This is a genomic window from Nocardioides nitrophenolicus, from assembly GCF_016907515.1.
Lineage (GTDB): Bacteria > Actinomycetota > Actinomycetes > Propionibacteriales > Nocardioidaceae > Nocardioides > Nocardioides nitrophenolicus.
Map to the genome: position 1 here is coordinate 4,957,312 of NZ_JAFBBY010000001.1, position 16,880 is coordinate 4,974,191.

Consider the following 16,880-nt stretch of genomic DNA (forward strand, 5'->3'; position numbering starts at 1 on the left):
CTGGTTGAGTGAGGTCAACCACCCGGCTGCCCGTCGTCGTCGGACAGGAGTATTTTCGAACCATGGCAAACCCGTCTTGGGATGAGCACGCCCGGGCTGTCCAACGGCTCTCCGACTCGTACGCCGCCATTCCCGCGGGTCAGCCGGTGCGGCTCGCGAAGCGCACCACCAACTTGTTCCGGGCCCGCACGGCCACCACCGCTCCCGGCCTCGACGTCAGCGGCCTCGACGGCGTGATCGAGGTCCTGCCCGACAGCCCCGACGGCCCGATCGCCGAGGTGCAGGGGATGTGCACCTACGAGGACCTGGTCGACGCGACGTTGCCCCACGGCCTGGTCCCGTACGTCGTCCCCCAGCTGCGCACGATCACCCTCGGTGGCGCCGTCACCGGTCTCGGCATCGAGTCCACCAGCTTCCGGCTCGGCCTGCCCCACGAGTCGGTGCTCGAGATGGACGTGTTCACCGGCAGCGGCGAGGTCGTCACCACCCGCCCCGGTGACGACCTCTTCGACGCCTTCCCCAACTCCTACGGCTCGCTCGGCTACGCCACGCGACTGCGGATCAAGCTGGCCCCGGTGCCGCCCTACGTCGCCCTGCGTCACGTCCACCTCGACGACGCCGACCTGCTCGCGAAGACGATCGCCGAGATCGCCGCCACCCAGGAGTACGACGGCGAGCCGGTCCACGGCCTCGACGGCGTGTCCTTCGGCCCGGGCGAGCACGTCCTCACCCTGGCCCGGTGGACCGACGAGCCGGGCCCCACGTCCGACTACGCCGGCCAGCAGATCTACTACCGCTCGCTGCAGACCTGCGACCGCGACCGGCTCACCTTCCACGACTACCTGTGGCGCTGGGACACCGACTGGTTCTGGTGCTCGGGTGCCTTCGGCGCCCAGAACCCGCGGATCCGCCGGCTCTGGCCGCGCCGCTACCGGCGCTCCGACGTCTACATGCGGATGCTCCACCTCGACCGCCGCTTCGGCATCGCCGACCGGCTGGACCGTCGTGCGGGCCGTCCGCTGCGGGAGCGGGTGGTGCAGGACATCGAGGTGCCCGTCGAGCGGCTGGGCGAGTTCCTGGCCTGGTTCGACGAGGAGGTCGGCATGCGGCCGGTCTGGCTGTGCCCGCTGGCGACCACCCGACCCTGGCCGCTGTACCCGCTCGAGGCCGGCAAGGTCTACGTCAACGTCGGCTTCTGGGGCACCGTCCACGTCGGCCCCGACGCCGTCGACGGCCCGCGCAACCGCGCGATCGAGGCCAAGGTCCACGAGCTCGGCGGCCACAAGTCGCTCTACTCCGACGCGTACTACGACGAGGACACCTTCGACGCGCTCTACAACACCGCCCGGCTCGCGGCGGTCAAGCGCGTCCACGATCCCGACGACCGACTGACCACTCTCTACGACAAGGCGGTGAGGAGCCGATGACGGCCCAGAACAACGCGCAGCCACGCAAGGGCATCGCGCCCACGATCGCATCCCTGTTCCCGGGCGGCCTGCCGCTGTGGCTCAAGGCGTACGACGGCTCCTCGGCCGGCGACCTCGACCTGCCCTACGGCATCGAGCTGGTCAACGAGCGCGGCCTGTCCTACATCATGACCGCGCCCGGCGACCTCGGCCTGGCCCGTGCGTACGTCGCCGGCGACCTGGTGCTGCACGGCGCGCACCCCGGTGACCCCTATCCGGCGTTCGCGCTGCTCAAGGACCACACCGACTTCGGCATCCCCGGACCGCTCGAGGCGGTCGGGATCCTGCGCTCGCTCGGCCTGAGCCACCTCATCCCGCCGCCGCCCCCGCCGCAGGAGCACCTCCCGGCCTGGCGCACCCGGCTCGAGGGCCTGCGCTCGCTGCACTGGTGGGGCCGGCACTCCCAGGAGCGCGACGCCGACGCGATCCACCACCACTACGACGTCTCGAACACCTTCTACGAGCACGTCCTCGGCCCGTCGATGACCTACACCTGCGCAGTGTTCCCGACCGAGGACGCCACGCTCGAGGAGGCCCAGGACCACAAGTACGACCTGGTCTGCCGCAAGCTCGACCTGAAGCCCGGCCAGCGCCTGCTCGACCTGGGCTGCGGCTGGGGCGGGATGGTGCGCCACGCCGCGAAGCACTACGGCGTCAAGGCCATCGGGGTGACCCTGTCCCGCGAGCAGGCCACCTGGGCGCAGGAGGAGATCAAGCGGCAGGGCCTCGACCATCTCGCCGAGGTGCGCCACTCCGACTACCGCGACGTCGAGGAGCGTGACTTCGACGCGATCAGCTCGATCGGCCTCACCGAGCACATCGGCATCGCGAACTACCCGGCGTACTTCGCCTTCATCCACGACCGGCTCCGGCCGCAGGGCCGGATGCTCAACCACTGCATCACCCGCCACGACAACGTCGACCGGCGTACGGGTGCGTTCATCGACCGCTATGTCTTCCCCGACGGCGAGCTCGCGGGCTCGGGCACGATCGTCGAGGCCGTGGAGAACGCCGGGCTCGAGGTCCAGCACCACGAGAACTTCCGGGTCCACTACGCCAAGACGCTGGCCGGCTGGTGCCGGAACCTCGCCGACAACTGGGACGCCTGCGTCGCCGAGACCGACGAGGGCACCGCCCGGGTGTGGGGCCTGTACATGGCGGGATCGCGGATCGCCTTCGAGCGCAACGAGATCCAGCTGCACCACGTGCTGGCCACCCGCACCGACGACGGGGAGAGCGGCTACCCGCTGCGCCACGAGTTCTGATGGCCGCCGACGACCCGGGACCTTGGTCCCGGGTCGTCGCATTCCCGCCCGCCGTCCGCCTCGGCCGTGGGAAGGTGTCCGCTGGGGGCAGTGCGCCGTCTGGCGCGGGCTGCAGGGACACAGCGGCAAAGGGACAGACAACCATGGCGTTCGGTCGTGCGACCACGCGTGCAATCAGGACGACTCACGGGATCGCGCTGGCCGGCCTGGTGCTGGCCACGATCGCACCGGCCACGGCGGCGACGCCGGGGGAGCCGGCGCGCAGCTCGTGCACCATCGTCGGCACCCCCGGTCCCGACGTGCTGGTCGGCACGCCCGGCCGCGACGTCATCTGCGGACGGGGCGGCGACGACCGGATCAGCGGTGGCGGCGGTGACGACGTCATCAGCGGCGGTCCCGGCGCCGACGTCATCGACGGCGGTGCGGGCGACGACGTGCTGTGGGGGAGTGACGGCGACGACGAGCTCCGCGGCGGCCCCGGCGCCGACCGGCTGTACGGCGGCGCGGGCGACGACGTGCTGCGCGGTGGCGCGGGTCCGGACCAGCTCCGTGGCGGCCCCGGCGCCGACCGGCTGCTGGGCGGGCGCGGCTACGACGACCTGCGCGGTGGCCGGGGCAAGGACCAGGTCGACGGGGGTCCCGACCAGGACGGTCCCTCGGCGCCCACGCCTCCGACGCCTCCGACGCCGCCCGCGCCGGGTGCCCCGACGGCGGTCGACGACACGGTCACGACGGACGAGGACACCGAGCTGGTGCTGCCGGTCAGCGGCCCGGGCAGCCCCGTGGCCAACGACCTCGACCCCGACGGCGACGCGCTGAGCGTGCTCGCGGTTGCCGACCCCGTCGGCGGCACGGTCCAGCTCGTCGGTACGACGATCCGCTTCGTCCCCGAGCCGGACCGCTGCGGCCCGGGGGCGGGGCACTTCGGCTACACCGTCGGCGACGGGACCGGGCGCACCGCTCAGGGCCGGGTCACCGTCGACATCACCTGCGTGCCCGACGACCCGACCGCGCACGACGACGACGCCACCGTGACCGAGGACGCGGCCGCCACGGCGCTCCCGGTCCTCGACAACGACACCGACGCCGACGGCGACCCGCTCGTGATCGGCGCGACGACCCAGCCGGCGCACGGCGCGGTCGTGGTCACCGGAGGCGGATCCGGGCTGACCTACCGGCCCGACGCCGACTACTGCGGCCCGGCCGACGACTTCACCTACACCCTCACGCCGGGCGGCTCCACGGCGGTGGTCACGGTCGAGGTCACCTGCGTCGACGACCCGCCGGTCGCGGTCGACGACGACGCCACGGTGACCGAGGACGCCGTGGCGACGGCGGTCCCGGTGCTCGCCAACGACACCGACGTCGACGGCGGCGACCGGTCGATCACGGCGGTCACCCAGCCGGACCACGGCACCGTCGTGATCACGGGCGGCGGCTCCGGCCTGACCTACGAGCCCGACGCGGACTACTGCAACGACCCGCCGCGCACCGTGCTCGACACCTTCGACTACACCCTCAGCCCGGGCGGCGACGAGGGCACCGTCCGGATGACTGTGACCTGTGTCGACGACGCGCCCCGGGCCAGGGACGACGACGAGACCGTCGCCGAGGACTCCGGCGCGACCACCTTCGACGTGCTCGCCAACGACAGCGACGCCGACGGGGACGCCTTCGGCATCGGCTCGGTGACCCAGCCGCCGCACGGCACGGTGGTCATCACCGGCGGCGGGACGGCACTGACCTACCAGCCCGACGCCGACCACTGCACCCCGGCGCCGTCGTACGACAGCTTCACGTATGCGCTCGCGCCCGGCGGCGACGAGGCAATGGTGCGGGTCCGGGTGACCTGCCTGCCCGACGCGCCCGTGGCCCGGGACGACGTCGCGACCCTCGCCGAGGACGACCCCGCGACCCCGATCGACGTGCTCGCCAATGACAGCGACGCCGACGGCGACCCGCTGCGGATCGATGCCGTCACCCAGCCCGCGCACGGCGAGGTCGTCGTCACCGGCGGCGGCACCGGACTCAGCTACCGGCCCGCCGCGGACTTCTGCACCACCACCCCGGACGGCACCCCCGACGAGTTCACCTACACGCTCGTCGACGGCCCGACGGCGACGGTGCGGGTCACCGTCACCTGCGTCGAGGACCTGTCCGGAGCGGTCGACGACGACGTGACCATCGAGGAGGACAGCACCGAGATCATCCTCGCGCTGGCCAACGACCTGGTCGGCGACAGCCCGCCGTCGATCATCGACGTCGGCACCCCTGCCCACGGCACCGCCACCACCAACGGCGCCACGATCAGCTACACGCCGCACGCCGACTACTGCACCGGTCCCGGCGAGGATCCCGACACCTTCACCTACACGATCACCGGCGGCTCGACGGCGACGGTGCGGGTCACCATCACCTGCGTCGTCGACCCCGCGGTGGCGAACGACGACGTGCTCACGGTGACCGAGGACGACGACGCCACCGCCGTCGCCGTCCTGCTCAACGACCTCGACCCGGACGACACCGGCCTCGCCGTCGTCGCGGTCACCCAGCCCGCCCACGGCCACGTCGTGGTCACGGGCGGCGGCACCGGCCTGACCTACGAGCCCGACCCGGACTACTGCAACACCCCGCCCGGGACGACGCTCGACACCTTCGGCTACACGGTCACCGGGGGCGACACCGCCGAGGTGGCGGTCACCGTCCTGTGCGTCATCGACCCCGCGGTCGCGAAGCCCGACACCGCGACCGTGCTCGAGGACGGCAGCGTCACGATCGACGTGCTCGCCAACGACGTGCGCGGCGACCTGGACCCGGTGGTCACCGCGGTGGGCCAGCCGAGCCGCGGCAGCACGGCCATCGTGGGGGGCCGGATCAGCTACACGCCGGCGGCGAACTACTGCAACACCCCGCCCGGCACGACGCCCGACACCTTCACCTACACGATCACCGGCGACTCGGTGGCGACGGTGAGCGTCACCGTCACCTGCGTCAACGACGCACCGACCGCGGCACCGCTCGCGATCGGCGGCGCCGACGCGGCGGTCGGCAACACGGTCCTGGTCGTCGACGACCCGACCGACGGCGCGCCGGCGGTGTCCGGACCGCACAAGACCGTCGCCGGCGACCTGCTGGCCGGCGCCACCGACGTCGAGACGCCCGGCTCGCTCGCGGTCCAGGCCGGCACCTACTCCACGAACGCCGGCGGCTCGGTGACCCTGCAGGCCGACGGCGACTTCGTCTACAGCCCGCCGACCGGGTGCACGGTCACCAGTGACAGCTTCGGCTACACCGTGACCGACCAGGACCCGACCGACCCGCGCACCGCCGGCGCCACGGTGACCATCGTGGTCACCGGCTGCGTCTGGTACGTCGACAACGCCGACCCGGCCGGAAACGCCGGCTCCTCCAGCGCTCCCTTCGACACCCTGGCCCAGGCCCAGCTCGCCTCGGCGGCCGGCCAGACGATCTACGTCCGCGGCGGCGACGGCACCAGCGCCGGCTACGACGCCGGCATCTCCCTCAAGGCCAACCAGCGCCTGGTCGGCCAGGCCGCGCCACTGGTGGTCGGCACCGCGACCCTGGCGCCCGGCGTACCCGCGTCGCGGCCGCGGCTGAGTGCCAGCGGAACCGATGTGGTCGCCCTGGCCGCGGGCAACACGGTCACCGGCCTGCTGCTCGACCCGGCCGGCGCGGGCAGCGCCGTCGCCGGCGGCAGCGGCGACGTGGGCGGCACGCTCGCGGACCTGCGCATCGTCGACACCGGCCCGGCCGCCACCCAGCCGGCGCTGCGCCTGGCCGGCACGTCGGGCACGTTCACCGTGGGCGACCTGCTCGTCGACACCACCGGCGCGTCCGGAGCCGGCGTGAACTCGCTCGGCGTCGAGCTGGTCTCGGCCGGCACCGTGACCTTCCTCCCGAGCGCGACGATCACCCTCGAGACCGGCGGCGCGAAGGCACTCTCGGCCTCCGGAACCACCCTGACCGGGAGCGCCTTCGACGACATCAGCGTCACCGGCTCCGGCAGCGGCGGGGTGAGCCTGGTCGGCACCGTCGGCCCGGTCACCTTCGGCCGGCTCGCGCTGCAGACCACCGCGGGGGCCACCCCGGCGCTCGACCTCCAGAACACCGGCGCGGTCACCGTGTTCGACGCGACGTCCACGATCTCCGCCACCGGTGGTCCGGCCGTCGACGTCGCCACCGCGCCCGGGTCGATGCTGAGCTTCGCGAGCGTCAGCTCGACGGGCAGCGCGACCCGCGGCATCCGGCTGAGTGGCCTGGACAGCGGCAGCTTCGTCGCCGGCAACGGCACGGTCACCGGCCACACCGGCGCGGCGTTCGTGGTCGAGGGCGGCAGCGGCCCGGTCACCTACGACGGCACCATCGGCAACGGGGCCGGCCGCTCGCTCGAGGTCTCCGGTCGCACCGGTGGCACGGTCACGATCAGCAAGCGGATCACCGACTCCGCCGACGACGGCGGCGGGATCCTGGTCAGCGGCAACTCCGGCGGCAGCACCGTGCTCAGCGCCGCGGGCACCACCCTCGACACCGGGACCGGCGACGCGATCGCCTTCACCGGCAACGGTGCCGACGGTGGCCACACGCTCAGCCTCTCCGGCGGCGGCCTGGTCCTGACCAGCACGACCGGCAAGGGCCTCGACGCCTCCGGCGGCACCCTGCTCGTGAGCGGGGCCGGCAACCGGATCACCAGCGGTGCGGGTCGCGCACTCGGCCTGGTCGGCACCCAGATCGCCGCCGGGGGCCTGACCTTCGAGCGGATCTCCGCGACCGGCGCGCCCAACGGCATCCTGCTGAACGGAACCGGAGACGCCGGCTCGCTCGTCGTCACCGGCGCCGGTGGCAGCTGCGCCCCCGGCGACACGTCCGGCTGCACCGGCGGCACGATCGCAGGCAGCACCGGCTCCGACGACGCCGGGGTGGCGCCGGTCGGGACCGGCATCGTGCTGACCGACACCAAGGCACCCTCGCTGACCCGGATGTGGGTGCGGGACGCCAGCAACTACGGGATCCGGGGCGACCGGACCCGGGGCCTCACGCTCGCCCAGAGCGTGGTCGGCGGCACGGTCGGCACCAACGGCGCGACGCCGTACGACGACTCGACGGTGCTCCTGACGAACCTCTCCGGCACGGCGTCGATCAGCGACACCACCCTGGGCGCGGGCCTGGAGGACACGTTGCGGGTCGCCAACGCATCCACCTCGCTGACCCGGCTCACCGTCGACCGGGTCACCTTCGGCGCGGCGGGCGGCCGTCCGGAGAACGACGCCATCTCGCTCGACTCGACGGGCACCGGGAACCTGCCCGTGACGATCCGCAACAGCACCGTGCAGGGAGCAGGCGGGGACCTGCTGCAGTACGGCCACTCCGCGAGCGGCACCGGCGACCTGGTGCTCACCGACAACACCTTCGCCAACGCCCAGCCGTCCCCGGTCAGCGGCGGCGGGCTGACGATCTACCAGGACGGCGCGGCGGGTGGCGTCACCATGAACATCGCCCGCAACACCATCACCGGCGCGGTCGGGCCGGGCGTGCTGATCGCGAAGGGCGTCGGCTCCGCCCGGCAGCAGGGCACCTTCGCCGACAACACCATCGGCACCTCCGGGGTCGCGAACTCGGGATCGCTCTCCGGGTCGGCGCTCAAGCTCCAGCAGTACGGCGGCGGCTCGCTCGACTGGGCGATCACGGGCAACCGGATCCGCGGCTACAACAACTACGGCATCGAGGTGCTCGCCGGCGGGAGCGGCAGCCCGCGCTCGGGCATCGTCAACACCGTCGTGACCGGCAATGCGATCAGCGAGCCCGGGACCGCCCCGGCCACCGCGTCGCTGGCCAAGCAGGGCGTGCACTACAACATCGGTACCACCCCGGGCGACACCTTCGAGGCGTGCGCCGACCTGCGCGACAACGACCTCGGGGCCAGCGGCTCCGCGCCCGCCAGCCCGGCCGCCGACGTCCTGGTGCGCCAGCGGCAGAACACCCGGGTGCACGTGCCGGGCGCCGTCGGGACCGGCACCACGGCCGCCGAGAACCGGATCCTCGTCGCCAACCCGATCAGCGTGCTCGACGTCCGCGCGACGGCCGACCTGCCCGCCAACCTCGACGGGGCCGCATGCCCGTCCGTCCCCGCCCCATGACCCCCGTCCCACGCCCCACCAGGAGGCCCCGTGGCTGAGCCCTTCCTCTCCGAGATCCGGCTGATGTCGTTCGTGTTCGCCCCGAAGGGGTGGGCGCTGTGCAATGGCCAGCTCCTGCCCATCAACCAGAACCAGGGCCTGTTCTCCCTCCTCGGCACGACCTACGGCGGCGACGGGCGGGTGAACTTCGCCCTGCCGGACCTGCGGGGGCGCACCCCGATCCACGTCGGGGCCGGACACTCGCTGGGCGAGCGGGGTGGCGAGGCCGCCCACACCGTCACCGTCGGGGAGCTGCCCACGCACATCCATCGGGTCGCGGTCTCGACCGCGACCGACGGGGGCGTGGCCACCCCCAAGGGGGCCTACCTCGGCGCGGCGAACAACGCCTACCGGCCCGCGCCGCCGACGACCAGCCTGCACCCGATGTCGGTCGTCGGCACCGGTGGCAGCCAGCCGCACCTCAACGTGCAGCCGTACCTGACCCTCAGCTTCTGCATCGCGCTGCAGGGCATCTTCCCCAGCCCCAACTAGGAGCGGTCGTGGCCCAACCCTATGTCGGCGAGATCCGCATGTTCGCGGGGAACTTCGCCCCGGCCGGCTGGATGTTCTGCGAAGGACAGCTGATGCCGATCTCCGAGTACGAGACCCTGTTCAACCTGATCGGCACGACCTACGGCGGCGACGGTCAGAGCACCTTCGCGCTGCCCGATCTTCGCGGGCGGATCCCGGTCCACCAGGGGACCGGGGGCGGCCTCAGCCCGATCCTCGCCGAGACCGGCGGCGTGGAGGAGGTCACCTTGACCACCCAGCAGATCCCGAACCACAGTCACCCGCTGCTGGCGGTGGACGGCCGTCCCGGAACCCAGGCATCCCCGGCGGGCAACCTGCCGGCGATGTCGCTCAACGTCGTGCCCTATGTCACCGCGACTCCCGGCACCGCGGGGAGCGACGACGACCTCGGCCAGCTCGCCGTCACCGGGACCGGGGGCAGCCAGCCGCACACCAACTTCCAGCCGTACCTGTGCGTCGACTTCATCATCTCCCTCTTCGGGATCTTCCCCTCGCCGACCTAGGACCAGGAACTCTCATGGCAGACCCCTTCGTTGCGGAGATCCGCATCTTCCCGTTCAACTTCGCCCCGCGCGGCTGGGCGTTCTGCGACGGCCAACTGCTGCCGCTGTCGCAGAACACCGCGCTGTTCTCGCTGCTCGGCACGACGTACGGCGGCAACGGCAAGTCCAACTTCGCGCTGCCCGACCTGCAGGGACGCGCCGCCATGCACCCCGGGCAGGGGCCGGGGCTGAGCCTGCACGACCTCGGTGAGACCGGTGGCTCGGAGACCGTCACCCTGCTGGAGTCGGAGATCCCGGCGCACTCCCACACCTTGCAGGGCAATGTCGACGGGCTCGGCGACGTCAGCGTCCCCGGCCCGGCGGCCGCGCTGACGTCGTCCTCGGGCGGCACCCTCTACCGCTCCGGCCAGCCGACGGCCGGCGAGTATCTCGCGCCCGAGGCGCTCGCCCCGGTCGGCGGCGACCAGCCGCACAACAACATGCAGCCCTATCTCACCCTGTCCTTCTGCATCGCCCTCCAGGGCGTCTTCCCGCCGCGGGGCTGAGCGATGACGGTCCTCGCCACGGTCGCGCTGCGTCCGGTCACCGCCGCCGACGACGACTTCCTGCTCGCGCTGTACGGCGAGATCCGGGCCGCCGAGCTCGACCAGGTCGCCTGGGAGCCGGGACAGCGGGAGGCATTCCTGCGGATGCAGCTCGATCTGCAGACCGCGCAGTACCGGGGTGCGCACCCGCAGGGCAGCTTCGACATCGTCGAGGTGGACGGCCGGGCCGCCGGACGGCTCTATGTGAGTCGCCGCGAGGAGGACGTGCGGATCATCGACGTCGCGCTGACCTCGGCATACCGCGGGCGCGGCATCGGGGGAGCGCTGGTGGCGCGGGTGGTCGACGAGGCCGTGGCCTCGGGGCGCACCACCAGCATCCACGTCGAGATGCACAACCCGGCCGCGGCGCTGTACGCCCGGCTCGGCTTCCGGCCGGTCGCGCAGCGCGGGGTGTACGTGCTGATGGAACGGAGCGCGACGTGAGGCCGGGCGCCGGCTCAGGCTCAGGCGAACGCGGCCTCGTAGCGCAGGCCCTGCGGGCTCGGGCCGATCGGCACCAGGAACAGCTCGAGCTCGCCCAGCACCGGGTGACGGACCGGCCAGGTCGCCTGCGCCAGCGCCGGCGCCTCCGGGCCGGTGAAGAGCAGCGAGAACTGCTCGCGCGCGGACCCGTCGGGACCGGTGCCCCCGCTGTGACCGACCAGGGTCGCCTCGCGGAGCACCAGCTCCAGCCGGCCCTCGTCGGCCAGCGTCACCTCGAAGCCGTCACCGACCAGCCCGGCGAAGTCGTCATGGCCCAGCCACCCGTTCGTACCCACCCACCGATGCTAGCCACCCGGAGGCACCCATGACCGAGCTGACCCGCCGCGCCGTCCTCGCGACCGGGGCCACCGGGGTGGCCGTGGCCGTCGTCGGCGTGCCCGCCGGTGGCGCCGCGGCCGTCGTACCGGACCTGGCGGCGCCCGCCGCCGTCGCCGAGCGGGCGTTCACCAAGGACGCGAAGCTCTACCGCCGCAAGCGGTTCAAGAAGCACCGCAAGCAGCGGTTCACCGCCACCGGGCCCGGGGTGCGGATCAAGCTGAAGCTGGTCGACGTCTCCAACATCCCTCTGGTGACAAAGGGCTCCAACCGCAGCTTCGAGCTCACCTTCACCACCAAGCGGCCGGGGCCGCCGCAGGGCACCTACGAGCTGAAGCGGCGTTCGTTCCGGCGTACCTCGCTGTTCCTGGTGCCGACCGACGCCTCGCGCCGGCGCTACCGCGCGACCATCAACAACCGGTGAGTGGGTCGCCCGGCATGGTGAGCACTAGCCTGGGCGGGTGAGCACCCGGGCCCAGCAGTACGACGCCACGGTCCGTGGCCGTGAGCAGATCACCCCGCACCTCGTGCGGCTGACCCTCGACGTCCCCGGCTTCGCCTCGACCGGCATCGCCGACGAGTGGGTGGGGCTGGTCGTGCCCGGACAGTTCCAGAGCCGCTACTACACGGTGCGCTCGGTCTCCGGCGCCGAGCTGGTGCTCGACGTCGTCGTCCACGAGGTGGGTCTGGTGACCGAGTGGGCCTCGGGCGGCTCCGGCGACGTGGTCGGGCAGCAGGTCGTGCTCACCGAGGCGAAGGGCTCCTTCCTGCCGCCCGACGACGCGGCCTGGCTGCTGCTGGTCGGCGACCTGACCGCGCTGCCGGCGATGGCCCGGATCGCGGTCGAGCACGGCCACCGGCTGCCCGTGCGGATCCACGCCGAGGTGCCCCCCGACTCCCGGATCCCCGACTACTTCCCCGACGGCGTCGAGGTGAGCTGGCTGCCGCTCGGTGACGAGAGCCGGCTGGCCCAGGTCGTCGAGGAGCTCGACTGGCCCGCCGGCGACGGCTACTTCTGGATGGCGGGCGAGTCCGCCCAGATGCGCGCCATCCGCAAGCACCTGATGCGCGAGCGCAAGCTCCCCAGCACCCACTACGACGTCATGGGCTACTGGCGCTCGGTCGCGAAGCGCCAGCCCCGGGCCGTCGACCCCGGCCCGATCTGGCGGGCCGGCAAGGCCGCCGGGAAGTCCGACGAGGAGATCTGGGCCGACTACGACGCCGCACGGGAGGCACAGGGATGAGCGAGCACGACCACGAGGACGTGGAGGTCGAGGACCTCGACGACGAGGACCTCGACGAGGACGACGAGTTCGACGAGGACTTTGGGGCGCTGCCTCCGCCGGCCGCGCCGGTGTTCGGCCTCGGCGACGTACCGGACGGCTATCGCAGCGGGTTCGCCTGCTTCGTCGGGCGCCCCAACGTCGGCAAGTCCACGCTGACCAACGCCCTGGTCGGTCAGAAGATCGTGATCACCTCCGACAAGCCGCAGACCACCCGCACCGTCGTCCGCGGCATCGTGCACCGACCCGACGGACAGCTGGTCCTCGTCGACACTCCCGGCCTGCACCGTCCCCGTACCCTGCTCGGCGAGCGCCTCAACGACCTGGTGAAGACCACCTGGGCCGAGGTCGACGTGGTCGCCGTGTGCTTCCCCGCCGACGAGAAGATCGGTCCCGGCGACAAGTTCCTGGTCACCGAGCTGGCCAAGGTCCGGCGGACCACGAAGATCGCGGTCGCCACCAAGACCGACCTGGTGACCGCCGACCGGATCGGCGAGCACCTGCTCGACATCGCCGAGCTCGGCCGCGAGACCGGCACCGAGTGGTCCGAGATCGTCCCCGTCTCGTCGGTCTCCGGCGACCAGATCTCGCTGCTCGGCGACCTGCTCGTCGCCCTGATGCCCGAGGGCCCGCCGCTCTACCCCGACGGCGACCTCACCGACGCCCCGGAGGAGATCCTCGCCGCCGAGCTGATCCGCGAGGCGGCGCTCGACGGCGTCCGCGACGAGCTGCCGCACTCCATCGCCGTCGTCGTCGAGGAGATGGGCCTGCGCGAGGGCCGCCCCGACGACAAGCCCCTCCTCGACATCCACGCCAACCTGTACGTCGAGCGCGACTCCCAGAAGGGGATCGTGATCGGCAAGAAGGGCGCCCGGCTGCGTCAGGTCGGCACCGCCGCCCGCCAGCAGATCGAGGCGCTCCTCGGCACCCCCGTCTACCTGGACCTCCACGTCAAGATCGCCAAGGACTGGCAGCGGGATCCCCGGCAGCTGCGGAAGCTCGGGTTCTAGCGCGACCCGGCAGAAGGTGGCTCGGGTTTTGCGCTGACCCGGCAGAAAGTGGCTCGGGTATTGCGCTGACCCGGCAGAAAGTGGCTCGCTGCTCGCTGCGGGGGGTGGTGCGCTGCGTGAGGGACTCACGGTGCTTGTTTGGCTCGCTGCGCTCGCATGTCGGGCGCGCTCTTATCGCGTGATCTTCCCTCGCTGCGCTCGCTTCCTCGCTGGCGCTCGGTCGCTCGCTCCACTCGGTCCAGATCACGCGGCGCGCCCGACGGAAACCCCGCTCGGCCGCACGGGCAGCCGAAGGTCGTGCGCATTCGAAGGTCGTTCAGGTGAGTCTCGTCGCGCGCGCCGCGTTGCCTGGACGGAGCGCAGCGAGCGCCAGCGAGCGGAGCGGAGGAAGGCAACGCGTCAAGAGCGCGCGCGACATGCGAGCGCAGCGAGCCCAACCAACACCGTGAGTCGGTTGCGCAGCGCATCGGCCCCGCCGGGTTCAGCGGAAGGTCGTGCGCATGCGAAGGTCATCCGGCTGAGTCTCGTCGCGCGCGCCGCGTTGCCTGGACGGAGCGCAGCGAGCGCCAGCGAGCGGAGCGGAGGAAGGCAACGCGTCAAGAGCGCGCGCGACATGCGAGCGCAGCGAGCCCAACCAACACCGTGAGTCGGTTGCGCAGCGCATCGGCCCCGCCGGGTTCAGCGGAAGGTCGTGCGCATTGGAAGGTCATCCGGCTGAGTCTCGTCGCGCGCGCCGCGTTGCCTGGACGGAGCGCAGCGAGCGCCAGCGAGCGGAGCGGAGGAAGGCAACGCGTCAAGAGCGCGCGCGACCTGCGAGCGCAGCGAGCCAAACCAACACCGTGAGTCGGTTGCGCAGCGCATCGGCCCCGGCCGTTCGGCCGAAGGTCGTGCGCATTGGAAGGTCATCCGGCTGAGTCTCGTCGCGCGCGCCGCGTTGCCTGGACGGAGCGCAGCGAGCGCCAGCGAGCGGAGCGGAGGAAGGCAACGCGTCAAAAGCGCGCGCGACATGCCGGAGCGAAGCGACGGCCAGATTTACTCAGCTGTCCAACAGCGTCCGAACTTCTGTCCCATCGCCCACTGCTCCTTCGTCGGCCACTCGTAGCCCCACTTGAACGTGAGCGGGTCCTCGGCGACGTCGGCGGCCGCGTCCTCGCACCTGGTGCGGCCGGCGGCCTGGACCTTCTTGGCGCCGGGGTAGTCGGCCTCCTCGAAGGCGATCACGTCGATGGCGCGCCAGGAGTGCTTGGCCGAGCAGCGGACCCGCTCGAAGTCGGGCGCGTCGGGGGCGGCGGTGCCGCACATGGCGTAGCGGTCGGGCACCTCCTTGCCGAGCACGCCCTGGAGGTCGCCGTCGAGGTCGGCGAGCTTGGCGGCGCCGTCGAGGACCACGGCGTCGCAGCGGTACCAGGTGGCGCCGGCGTCGGACTGGTCGACGGTGGGGGTGAACCAGATCGAGCGGATCATGCTGAGACGCAGGTTCGTGAGGCTGCCGCCGACGTAGGTGAGCAGCTGGGCGGGGCAGGCGGAGGAGACCTGGGACTGGACCTTGTCGGAGTCGACGGCGAGCAGGTGTCCGTCGACGACCGCGTCGATGGCGCCGATCGCGAAGGTGACGCTGGTGTGGGGCTGGGCGCAGTCGGTCGGCTCGACGGTGGAGGTGGGGGCGACGGCGGCGTCGTACGGCAGGGCGTAGCAGCCGCCGACCGCGGGGCCGGGGTCGGGCGCGGACGCCGTGGTCTGGGTGGTCGGGGCCGGCTCTGGCTCGGGACCGCTGTCGCCGTCGCCGCCGCTGCACGCGGCCAGCCCGGTCAGGGCGAGCAGGGCCGCGGCGACGACACGGGTACGGCGCAGCCGGGGGTTCGGGTTCCTCATCGCCTCACTCGCTCGTCCTGGCCCAGCACACCGAGCGCCGGATCCCGGCGTCCCACTCGGCCTGGTGGAAGAAGGTGAACCCGTACTCGAACTCCGTGGGGTAGTTCAACCAGGCGCGCACCGACTGGGAGCAGAACGAGCGGGTGCGGCTCTCCATCACCCGGTCGCCGGGGTAGGCGTCCTCGGGCTGTCCGAGCTTGACGGTCGTGACCGCGCGCCAGTCGTGCTTCTGCGAGCACGGCACCTTCTCGCCCTCGCCGACCGATGGCCCCCGCGCACAGCTGAGCCAGACGTCCGGCGGGCGGCCGGCGAGCATGCCCTTCGCCGTCTCCGGGAGTGGTCGGTACGACGTGCTCGCGGTGCTGCCACCGAGCACGTCACAGCGGTACCAGCGCGCGCCCTTTCCCCATGCCTTCTTCGACGGCCGGAACCACGCCCAGCTCAGCGTGGTGCGCAGCGCGAGGCTCTCGTCGGCGCCCACGAACTTCGCGAAGGCGGTCGAGCAGGTCTGGTAGGCGAAGGTGCCGAGTGCCTTGTCGTCGTAGTCGGCGTCGTCGAACTCGGCGGGCAGCTCGCCGGTCGCGAAGGTCTCGGCGGTGTGCTCCTTGGAGCAGGGGACGGTGCTGGTCGCGTTGGCGGGCTGGGCCACGTCGTCGGGGGTCAGGGAGCGGCACACCCCGTTCTCGGGTACGGCGACCGCGTCGACCTGGTCGTCGTCGGTGTTGGCGCCCTGGTTCTGGGTGCCGCACGCGGCGAGCGCGGGGACCAGCAGGACGAGTGCGAGCAGCGTGACGGCTCGGTGCAGCACTCGGCCCAGCCCCTTCGGTGGTCAGTCGGTCAGGAGTGCCGCGATCGTAGCGCCCAGCGCATAGGCGGCCTCCAACGCGGCGTCGTCGACCGGTCCGAGGACGCCGAGCACGTCGTATCCCTGACGCCAGCCGAGCGCCCCGACGATCGACTGCACGGACCGCTCGGCGCCGGTGAGGTCGTAGCGGCCGTGCAGCCACAGCCCGTACGGCCGGCCGGCCGTGTCGCCGGCGCCGTCGGCGGGCGCGCCGCTCGGGTCGAGCGCGCCGCCGACGGCGAGGAAGGTCGAGTCGAAGAAGTGCTTGAGAGCACCGCTCATGTAGCCGAAGTTGGCGGTGGTGCCGAGCAGGTAGCCGTCGGCGTCGAGCACGTCCTCCGCGCTCGCCTCCAACGCCTCCCGTACGACGACCTCCACCGTCCCGGCGGCCTGCACCTCCTCGTCGCCCGCGCCCGCGACCACCTGCTCGAGCAGCGTCCGCATCGAGCGGCTGGGGGAGTGGTGGACGATGAGGAGCCGAGGCACCCACTCAGGCTAGATGACTAACT

General features: G+C 72.4%; 14 protein-coding genes. 10 read left to right on the top strand and 4 right to left on the bottom strand.

Annotated features, from left to right (window positions below; all coding sequences use genetic code 11):
- Positions 1 to 62 precede the first annotated feature (62 nt).
- From JOD66_RS23890 to JOD66_RS23920, 7 genes are all read left to right on the top strand, one after another.
- A complete protein-coding gene (locus JOD66_RS23890) occupies positions 63 to 1,427 on the top strand; it encodes an FAD-binding oxidoreductase (protein ID WP_204839298.1) in 1,365 nt (454 codons plus the stop codon).
- Positions 1,424 to 2,731 (top strand): SAM-dependent methyltransferase, encoded by a 1,308-nt coding sequence (locus tag JOD66_RS23895; protein ID WP_204839299.1) that lies wholly within the window; start codon positions 1,424 to 1,426, stop codon positions 2,729 to 2,731. Before JOD66_RS23890 ends, JOD66_RS23895 begins: the two co-directional genes overlap by 4 nt.
- Before the next feature lie 143 nt (positions 2,732 to 2,874).
- Entirely contained in the window at positions 2,875 to 8,886 is a 6,012-nt protein-coding gene (locus tag JOD66_RS23900; protein ID WP_204839300.1) for an Ig-like domain-containing protein, read from the top strand.
- Positions 8,887 to 8,916: 30 nt separating this feature from the next.
- Positions 8,917 to 9,417 carry a phage tail protein gene (locus JOD66_RS23905; RefSeq protein WP_204839301.1) on the top strand — a complete coding sequence of 167 codons (501 nt, stop codon included), beginning with the start codon at positions 8,917 to 8,919 and terminating at the stop codon, positions 9,415 to 9,417.
- Positions 9,418 to 9,425: 8 nt separating this feature from the next.
- Entirely contained in the window at positions 9,426 to 9,959 is a 534-nt protein-coding gene (locus JOD66_RS23910) for a phage tail protein (protein ID WP_204839302.1), read from the top strand.
- A gap of 14 nt (positions 9,960 to 9,973) precedes the next feature.
- Entirely contained in the window at positions 9,974 to 10,504 is a 531-nt protein-coding gene (locus JOD66_RS23915) for a phage tail protein (protein ID WP_204839303.1), read from the top strand.
- A gap of 3 nt (positions 10,505 to 10,507) precedes the next feature.
- A complete protein-coding gene (locus tag JOD66_RS23920) occupies positions 10,508 to 10,987 on the top strand; it encodes a GNAT family N-acetyltransferase (protein ID WP_204839304.1) in 480 nt (159 codons plus the stop codon).
- Positions 10,988 to 11,007: 20 nt separating this feature from the next.
- Here JOD66_RS23920 and JOD66_RS23925 read toward each other — a convergent pair whose 3' ends face one another.
- Positions 11,008 to 11,322, bottom strand: a complete 315-nt coding sequence (locus JOD66_RS23925; RefSeq protein ID WP_204839305.1) for a DUF6916 family protein — start codon at positions 11,320 to 11,322, stop codon at positions 11,008 to 11,010.
- Positions 11,323 to 11,351: 29 nt separating this feature from the next.
- Here JOD66_RS23925 and JOD66_RS23930 point away from each other — a divergent pair, with 29 nt between their 5' ends.
- The 3 genes from JOD66_RS23930 to era are packed head-to-tail and all read left to right on the top strand — an operon-like array spanning position 11,352 to position 13,655.
- Positions 11,352 to 11,786 carry a DUF6916 family protein gene (locus tag JOD66_RS23930; RefSeq protein ID WP_204839306.1) on the top strand — a complete coding sequence of 145 codons (435 nt, stop codon included), beginning with the start codon at positions 11,352 to 11,354 and terminating at the stop codon, positions 11,784 to 11,786.
- Positions 11,787 to 11,823: 37 nt separating this feature from the next.
- Positions 11,824 to 12,606: a siderophore-interacting protein gene (locus JOD66_RS29660; RefSeq protein ID WP_204839307.1), complete on the top strand. Its 783-nt coding sequence runs from the start codon at positions 11,824 to 11,826 to the stop codon at positions 12,604 to 12,606.
- A complete protein-coding gene (gene era, locus JOD66_RS23940) occupies positions 12,603 to 13,655 on the top strand; it encodes a GTPase Era (protein WP_204839308.1) in 1,053 nt (350 codons plus the stop codon). The genes JOD66_RS29660 and era overlap by 4 nt, the downstream gene beginning before the upstream one ends.
- A 1,032-nt stretch (positions 13,656 to 14,687) precedes the next feature.
- Here the strand turns inward: era and JOD66_RS23945 are convergent.
- The 3 genes from JOD66_RS23945 to JOD66_RS23955 are packed head-to-tail and all read right to left on the bottom strand — an operon-like array spanning position 14,688 to position 16,857.
- Positions 14,688 to 15,527: a septum formation family protein gene (locus JOD66_RS23945; RefSeq protein ID WP_204839309.1), complete on the bottom strand. Its 840-nt coding sequence runs from the start codon at positions 15,525 to 15,527 to the stop codon at positions 14,688 to 14,690.
- Between the two features lie 4 nt (positions 15,528 to 15,531).
- Complete coding sequence (locus JOD66_RS23950; RefSeq protein WP_307823688.1) at positions 15,532 to 16,335, bottom strand: septum formation family protein; 804 nt, start codon at positions 16,333 to 16,335, stop codon at positions 15,532 to 15,534.
- Between the two features lie 21 nt (positions 16,336 to 16,356).
- The gene (locus JOD66_RS23955) at positions 16,357 to 16,857 is read right to left on the bottom strand and encodes a flavodoxin family protein (RefSeq protein ID WP_204839310.1); all 501 of its coding nucleotides are present in this window, start codon (positions 16,855 to 16,857) and stop codon (positions 16,357 to 16,359) included.
- Positions 16,858 to 16,880: the final 23 nt, after the last annotated feature.

Bases quoted from the DNA above. Each gene is read 5' to 3' on its own strand.
- JOD66_RS23890 (WP_204839298.1), top strand. From the start codon at position 63: ATGGCAAACCCGTCTTGGGATGAGCACGCCCGGGCTGTCCAACGGCTC.
- JOD66_RS23895 (WP_204839299.1), top strand. From the start codon at position 1,424: ATGACGGCCCAGAACAACGCGCAGCCACGCAAGGGCATCGCGCCCACG.
- JOD66_RS23900 (WP_204839300.1), top strand. From the start codon at position 2,875: ATGGCGTTCGGTCGTGCGACCACGCGTGCAATCAGGACGACTCACGGG.
- JOD66_RS23915 (WP_204839303.1), top strand. From the start codon at position 9,974: ATGGCAGACCCCTTCGTTGCGGAGATCCGCATCTTCCCGTTCAACTTC.
- JOD66_RS23920 (WP_204839304.1), top strand. From the start codon at position 10,508: ATGACGGTCCTCGCCACGGTCGCGCTGCGTCCGGTCACCGCCGCCGAC.
- JOD66_RS23930 (WP_204839306.1), top strand. From the start codon at position 11,352: ATGACCGAGCTGACCCGCCGCGCCGTCCTCGCGACCGGGGCCACCGGG.
- era (WP_204839308.1), top strand. From the start codon at position 12,603: ATGAGCGAGCACGACCACGAGGACGTGGAGGTCGAGGACCTCGACGAC.
- JOD66_RS23945 (WP_204839309.1), bottom strand. From the start codon at position 15,527: ATGAGGAACCCGAACCCCCGGCTGCGCCGTACCCGTGTCGTCGCCGCG.